The sequence below is a fragment of the Kitasatospora sp. NPDC059827 genome, assembly GCF_042731675.1.
In the GTDB taxonomy this organism is placed as follows: Bacteria; Actinomycetota; Actinomycetes; order Streptomycetales; family Streptomycetaceae; genus Kitasatospora.
The window spans coordinates 1-6699 of sequence record NZ_JBHWIV010000107.1 but is presented as its reverse complement, the minus strand read 5'-3'; the positions used below and the strand labels follow the sequence as shown (position 1 = coordinate 6699).

Genomic DNA, 6699 nt, shown 5'->3' with positions numbered 1-6699 from the left:
GGCGCTCGTACTACCACATAAATTTCCCCCCAACCCCGCGCCCGCTCTGCGCGGGGGCGGCGCCCCCCCGGCGGCCCCCAACCCCGCGCGGCGCCGTCAGGCCGTCAGCAGCCGCTTCGCCCCCTCCACCACCGAGGGGGAGGCCTTCGCGAGGGAGCCCGCGGCGTACGGCGGCTGCGGGTCGTACTCGATGAGCAGCTGGATCGCCTGCGCGGTGGCGTCCCCGGCGATCAGGCCGGTCAGCCGCAGCGCGAGGTCGATCCCGGCCGAGACCCCGGCCGCGGTCGCGTACTTGCCGTCGACCACGATCCGCTCGGTGCCGGTGGGCTCCGCCCCGAACCGGGTCAGGCCGTCCAGCACGCCCCAGTGGCTGGTGGCCCGGCGGCCCTCCAGCAGGCCGGCGGCGGCGAGGATCAGCGAGCCGGAGCAGACCGAGGTGGTCCAGGTGGTGGTCGCGTCCACCCGGCGCACCCAGTCGAGCACCGCCGGGTCCGTCAGCTGCGCCTCCGTCCCGGGCCCGCCGGGGACCAGCAGCACGTCGGCGGAGTCCACCTCGTCCAGGGTGGCGTCCGCGGTCAGCGCCAGGGTCATGTCGGAGCGGACCGGGCCGGGCTTCGCGGCGGTGAACACCACCTCGGCCCCGGGGATCCGGGACAGCACCTCGTACGGGCCGACCGCGTCCAGGGCGGTGAAGTCGTCGTAGAGCAGGAACGCGATGCGCATCAGTGACCTCCATCGGGCTGTGGACCGCCGGCCGGTGGACCGTCGGGCCGGGAACGGAAGCGGCGGCGGTACTCGGCGGGCGGGGCGGCCACGGTCCGGACGAAGGCGCGCCGCATCGCCTCCGGGGTGCCGTAGCCGCAGGAGCGCGCGATCGCCTCGACGCCGTCGTCGGTGTCCTCCAGCAGCCGCCGGGCGGCCTCCAGCCGGACCCCGTCCACGTACCGGCCCGGGGTCACCCCCACCTCGGCGGCGAAGGCCCGGGCGAAGTGCCGCGGCGACAGCGCCGACCGCCGGGCCAGCGCCTCCACCGAGAGGTCCGCCCCGGGGTGCTCGGCGATCCACTGCTGCACCTCGCGCAGCGGCTGCCGGGCCGCCACCTGGGCGGCCAGCTGGGTGCTGAACTGGGCCTGGTTGCCCGGTCGGCGCAGGAAGACCACCAGGTGACGGGCGATCAGCAGCGCGGCGTCCCGGCCGTGGTCCTCCTCGACCAGGGCCAGCGCCAGGTCGATCCCGGCGGTGACCCCGGCCGAGGTGGCGATCCGCCCGTCCCGGACGTGGATCGGGTCCGGGTCGACCGCCACGTCGGGGAACCGGCGGGCCAGCTCCCCGCAGTACGCCCAGTGGGTGGTCGCCCGGCGCCCGGACAGCAGTCCGGCCTCGGCGAGCAGGAAGGCCCCGGTGCACACCGACACCACCCGCTCGGCCCGGTCGGCCAGCTCCCGGATCCGCGCCACCAGCGCGCCGTCCGGGTGCTCGAAGTCCACCCCGCCGGGGACCAGCAGCGTGTGCACCGGCCCGACCTCGGCGAGGTCGGCGTCCGGCAGCAGGCGCAGCCCGCTGGAGCTGCGCACCGGCCGACCGCCGGCGGAGGCGGTGGTCACCCGGTAGGCGCCCGGCTGCCCGGCGGCCGCGCCCGCCCCCGCGAACACCTCCAGGGGGCCGGTCACGTCCAGGCTCTGCACGTCGTCGTAGAGGACGACGACCACGCTGCGCGCTCTCATGCGGCCAGCCTGTCACCGGCCCGTGACGGCAGCAATGACCGGTTTCCCACCTTTCCTGCCACCGGGCGCGCGGCACGCGGGAACGCCGGAACGCCGAGAGGCCCCTTGCTCTCGCAAGGGGCCTCTCGGCTGTCTGTGCGCCGCCAGGGACTCGAACCCCGGACCCGCTGATTAAGAGTCAGCTGCTCTAACCAACTGAGCTAGCGGCGCCTGCTGACGTGGAGAACATTACCTGGTCAGCGGCCGAAACACACAATCGGCCCGGCGGTCCTCAGGCGGTCAGCACCACCTTGCCGCGGACGTGCCCGGTGGCGACCAGCCGGTGCGCCTCGGCGGCCTTCTCCAGCGGCAGCGTCTCGGCGATCTCCAGCCGCAGCCCGCCCGCCTCCCACAGCCGGACCAGCTCGGCCAGCCGCTCGGCGGTGCGCGGCCCCCGCAGCCCCCGGACGCCCAGCCGCTCGGCCTCCGGGTAGTCGACCACGGTGCCGATCCGGTCCCGGTCGGCGACCAGCTCGACGGAGGCGGCCAGCGCGCCCCGCCCGGCCGCGTCGAAGGCCGCGTCCACCCCCTGCGGCGCGACCGCCCGGACCCGTTCGACCAGCCCCTCGCCGTACGCGACCGGGATCGCGCCCAGTCCGCGCAGGTAGGCGTGGTTGCGCTCGCTCGCGGTGCCGACCACGGTGGCGCCCAGCGCGCGGACGAGCTGGACGGCGACGGTGCCGACCCCGCCGGAGGCGCCGTGCACCAGCACGGTCTCCCCGGGGCCGACCCCGAGCAGGTCGAGCGCCACGTGGGCGGTCTGGCCGGAGGCGGAGAGCGCGCCGGCCTGCTCCCAGGGCATCCCGGCGGGCTTGGCCACCAGCCGGCCGGCGTCCACCGTGACCAGCCCGGCCTGGCAGCCCAGCACCCGGAAGCCCAGCACCTCGTCGCCGACCCGCCACGGCCCGGCGCCCGGCCCGAGCCGGTCCACCACCCCGGCGAACTCGTTGCCCAGGACGAACGGCTCCTCGGCCACCAGCCCCGGCGGGCGGAAACCCTCCCGGATCGCGAGGTCCACCGGCTGGACGGCGGCGGCGTACACCCGCACCCGGACCTCTCCCGGGCCGGGTTCCGGGTCCGCCACCTCGGTGACCCGCAGGACCTCGGGACCGCCGGACCTCGGTACGGTGACCGCCTTCATGGGGTGCTCCTTCCGCCGACTCCCGCCGGGTCTCGTCGACTCGCACCGACTCGCACCGGCGTTCGCTGACTCGTGCCGGCACTCGCCGATCCGCTGCTCGAACGTCCCGATCCTCGGACCTGAAGTGCGCTTGAGGTCAAGGGTCCGTTCGGCGTGTCCCCGCGAATGGGCGCATTGTCAGATTTATCCTGGGCGGCGCTCAGCCGTCCGTCGCCGAACCGTCGCCGAACCGTCGTCGAGAGGAACCTCCCCGTGGGCCAGCTGCCCCTGTTCTTCCTGGTGCTGCTCGCCTCCGTGGTGACCATGCCACTCGCCCGAAAGACGGGCGTGCCGCAACCGGTCCTGATGACCCTGCTCGGCATCGTCATGGCGATCGTCCCGCAGATCCCGGACGTCAAGATCGAGCCCGAGCTGATCCTCCCGCTGGTCCTGCCGCCGCTGATCTTCGCCGTCGCCCGGCGCTCCAGCGTCCGCTACTTCAAGGCCAACGCCCGCTCGATCCTGCTGCTGGCCGTCGCCCTGGTGGTGGTCACCACCGTCGCGGTGGCCGGCACCGTGCACTGGCTGCTGCCCGCGCTGCCGCTCGCCGCCGCGATCGCGGTCGGCGCGCTGGTCTCCCCGCCCGACCCGGTGGCCGCCGTCGCGGTGGCCGGCAGCATCGGCCTGCCGCGCCGGCTGGTGGCGATCCTGGAGAGCGAGGGCCTGTTCAACGACGTCACCGCGATCGTCGTCTATTCGCTCGCCATCGAGGCCGTGGTCAGCGGCGACTTCTCGGTCGGCCACGCCGTGCTGCGCTTCGTGCTGTCCGCCGTGCTCGCGGTGGTCGTCGGCGTGGTGCTGGGCTGGGTGAACGCCAAGCTCGCCGACCGCCTGGACGACCCGACCCAGCAGGTCGCGCTCAACCTGCTGGTGCCCTTCGCCGCCTACACCGTCGCGGAGGAGATCCACGGCTCCGGCGTGCTCGCCGTGGTGATCTGCGCGCTCTACCTCGCCGAGCGGGCCTCCGACGCGGACGCCGTCGCCTACCGGCTGGTCGGCAACGCCTTCTGGGAGGTGGTCGAGATCCTGATCACCGGCGTCGCCTTCGGTCTGATCGGCCTGGAGCTGGCCACCGTACTCAAGGAGGCCGGCCGCGGCTGGACCGGCTTCCTCGGCGACGCCGCGGTGGTCATCGCGGTCGTGGTGGCGGTCCGGCTGCTCTGGCTGCTGCCGGCCGGCTGGCTGTCGAAGAAGCTGCGCAAGAACAACGAGGAGGACACCCCGTTCAGCTGGAGGGAGAGCGTGGTGCTCTGGTGGTCCGGCATGCGCGGGGTGGCCACCGTCGCCCTGGCCCTGGCCATCCCGCTCACCCTGCACTCCGGCGCCGACTTCCCGGAGCGCGGCCGACTGGTGTTCATCGCGTTCAGCGTGGTGCTGTTCACCCTGCTGGTGCAGGGCCTGACCCTGCCCTGGCTGGCCAAGCGGCTCCAGCTGGACATCGACCAGGACGCGCACGAACAGGCCGTGCGCCGGCTGTGGTGGCGCGCCGCCAAGGCCGGGCTGGAACGGCTCGGCGAACTGGAGGAGCAGGACAGGCTGCCGGCCGAGGTCGCCGACCGGCTGCGGGACCGTCAGCACGACCGGCTGGCCCGGCTCTGCCCGGAGAACTACGCCGAGGAGGAGGCCGCCGAGGCGAAGCAGCGGATCGCCCAGTGGCGGGCCGCCGCCGAGGTCGAGCAGGAGATGATCGCCGCCTCCCGCCGCGAGATGCTGGTCGCCCGCAGCGAGCTCGGCGCCGACCCGGAGCTGGTGGACCACGTGCTGCGCGGACTGGACCTGCGCTCCGAGCGGAAGTGAACGCACCGCGAGCGGCGGGTGCAACGGAAGTGACGGGCAGTCCGGCCGCCCGGCGGCACGGCCCCCGACCGGCCGGAATGTGCACCACCCCCGCCGGAGTTGCATAGGCTGAACCCGGGCAGGCCGTCAACGGAGTCGGCGCACCACCCGTACCGCCGCAACCTCGCGAAGCCGCTCGACGACGACCGGCCCCACGCCTGGCCCTGCCGGTTTCTGCACCCAGATGAATCGAGGACCCACCGATGTCGGAGACCCGCGCCGACGCCCGCACCCCGCTCGACCGCACCCCGCAGTGGGCCGCCCTGGCCAAGCACCGGGCCGAGCTGGGCGAGACCCACCTGCGCGAGCTGTTCGCCGCCGACCCCGAGCGCGGCCGCACCCACACGCTCCAGGTCGGCGACCTGCACGTGGACTACGCCAAGCACCTGGTCACCGACGAGACGCTGGAGCTGCTGCGCGAGCTCGCCGCCGCCACTGGCGTCGCCGAGCTGCGGGACGCCATGTTCCGCGGCGAGAAGATCAACATCACCGAGCAGCGGGCCGTCCTCCACACGGCGCTGCGCGCCCCGCGCGGCGCCGTCGTCGAGGTGGACGGCGTGAACGTGGTCCCCGCGGTGCACGCCGTCCTGGACAAGATGGCCGCCTTCGCCGACCGGGTCCGCAGCGGCGAGTGGAAGGGCCACACCGGCAAGCCCATCCGCACCGTGGTCAACATCGGCATCGGCGGCTCCGACCTCGGCCCGGCGATGGCCTACGAGGTGCTGCGCTCCTTCGGCAGGCGCGACCTGGCGGTCCGCTTCGTCTCCAACGTGGACGGCGCCGACCTGCACGAGGCGGTCCGGGACCTCGACCCGGCCGAGACGCTGTTCATCGTGGCCTCGAAGACCTTCACCACCATCGAGACCATCACCAACGCGATCTCCGCCCGCGGCTGGCTGCTCGACGGCCTGGGCGCCGGCACCGAGGCGGTGGCCAAGCACTTCGTCGCGCTGTCCACCAACGCCCAGGGCGTGCAGGACTTCGGCATCGACACGGCCAACATGTTCGAGTTCTGGGACTGGGTCGGCGGCCGCTACTCCTACGACTCGGCGATCGGCCTCTCGCTGATGATCGCCATCGGCCCGGACGCCTTCCGCGAGATGCTGGACGGCTTCCACCTGGTCGACGAGCACTTCCGCACCGCCCCGCCGGAGCAGAACGTCCCGCTGCTGCTCGGCCTGCTGGGCGTCTGGTACGGCGCGTTCTTCGACGCCCAGGCGCACGCGGTGCTGCCGTACTCGCACTACCTGTCCAAGTTCACCGCCTACCTCCAGCAGCTGGACATGGAGTCCAACGGCAAGTCGGTGACCCGCGACGGCACCCCGGTCGGCTGGCAGACCGGCCCGGTGGTCTGGGGCACCCCCGGCACCAACGGCCAGCACGCCTACTACCAGCTGCTGCACCAGGGCACCAAGGTGGTCCCGGCCGACTTCATCGGCTTCGCCCGCCCCGTCGCCGACCTGCCCGACCGCCTGGCCGCCCAGCACGACCTGCTGCTGGCCAACTTCTTCGCCCAGACCCAGGCGCTGGCCTTCGGCAAGACCCCGGAGGAGGTCGCCGCCGAGGGCGTGCCGGCCGAGCTCGTCCCGCACAAGACCTTCAAGGGCAACCACCCGACCACCACCATCCTGGCCGCCGAACTGACCCCGTCGGTGCTCGGCCAGCTGGTCGCGCTGTACGAGCACAAGGTGTTCGTCCAGGGCGCGATCTGGAACATCGACTCCTTCGACCAGTGGGGCGTCGAGCTGGGCAAGGTGCTCGCCAAGCGGATCGAGCCGGTGCTGCTCACCGGTGAGGGCGGCGGGCAGCTGGACAGCTCCACCGCCGCGCTGGTGGCCCGCTACCGCGCGCTGCGCGGCCGCTGAGCCCGGGACCGGGCCGTCCGCTCCGGCGGGCGGCCCGGCTCTCCCCGTCCAGGCT

General features: G+C 73.8%; 5 protein-coding genes and 1 tRNA gene. 2 read left to right on the top strand and 4 right to left on the bottom strand.

All coding sequences use genetic code 11. The features are described 5' to 3' along the window. Window positions 1-96: 96 nt before the first annotated feature. The 4 genes from ACFV8H_RS37125 to ACFV8H_RS37110 form a co-directional block, all read right to left on the bottom strand. Complete coding sequence (locus ACFV8H_RS37125; RefSeq protein WP_380408606.1) at window positions 97-723, bottom strand: DJ-1/PfpI family protein; 627 nt, start codon at window positions 721-723, stop codon at window positions 97-99. Then, entirely contained in the window at window positions 723-1724 is a 1002-nt protein-coding gene (locus tag ACFV8H_RS37120; protein ID WP_380408604.1) for a GlxA family transcriptional regulator, read from the bottom strand. Before ACFV8H_RS37120 ends, ACFV8H_RS37125 begins: the two co-directional genes overlap by 1 nt. 136 nt (window positions 1725-1860) lie before the next feature. Next, a tRNA-Lys gene (locus tag ACFV8H_RS37115) sits at window positions 1861-1934 on the bottom strand. Between the two features lie 61 nt (window positions 1935-1995). Next, on the bottom strand, window positions 1996-2904 hold the full coding sequence (locus tag ACFV8H_RS37110) for an NADP-dependent oxidoreductase (protein ID WP_380408602.1): 909 nt from the start codon (window positions 2902-2904) through the stop codon (window positions 1996-1998). Between the two features lie 252 nt (window positions 2905-3156). Between ACFV8H_RS37110 and ACFV8H_RS37105 the strand changes: the two genes are divergently transcribed. Both ACFV8H_RS37105 and pgi read left to right on the top strand, forming a co-directional pair. Beyond that, on the top strand, window positions 3157-4740 hold the full coding sequence (locus ACFV8H_RS37105; RefSeq protein WP_380408601.1) for a Na+/H+ antiporter: 1584 nt from the start codon (window positions 3157-3159) through the stop codon (window positions 4738-4740). 242 nt (window positions 4741-4982) lie between these two features. Continuing rightward, entirely contained in the window at window positions 4983-6644 is a 1662-nt protein-coding gene (gene pgi, locus ACFV8H_RS37100) for a glucose-6-phosphate isomerase (RefSeq protein ID WP_375883336.1), read from the top strand. Window positions 6645-6699: the final 55 nt, after the last annotated feature.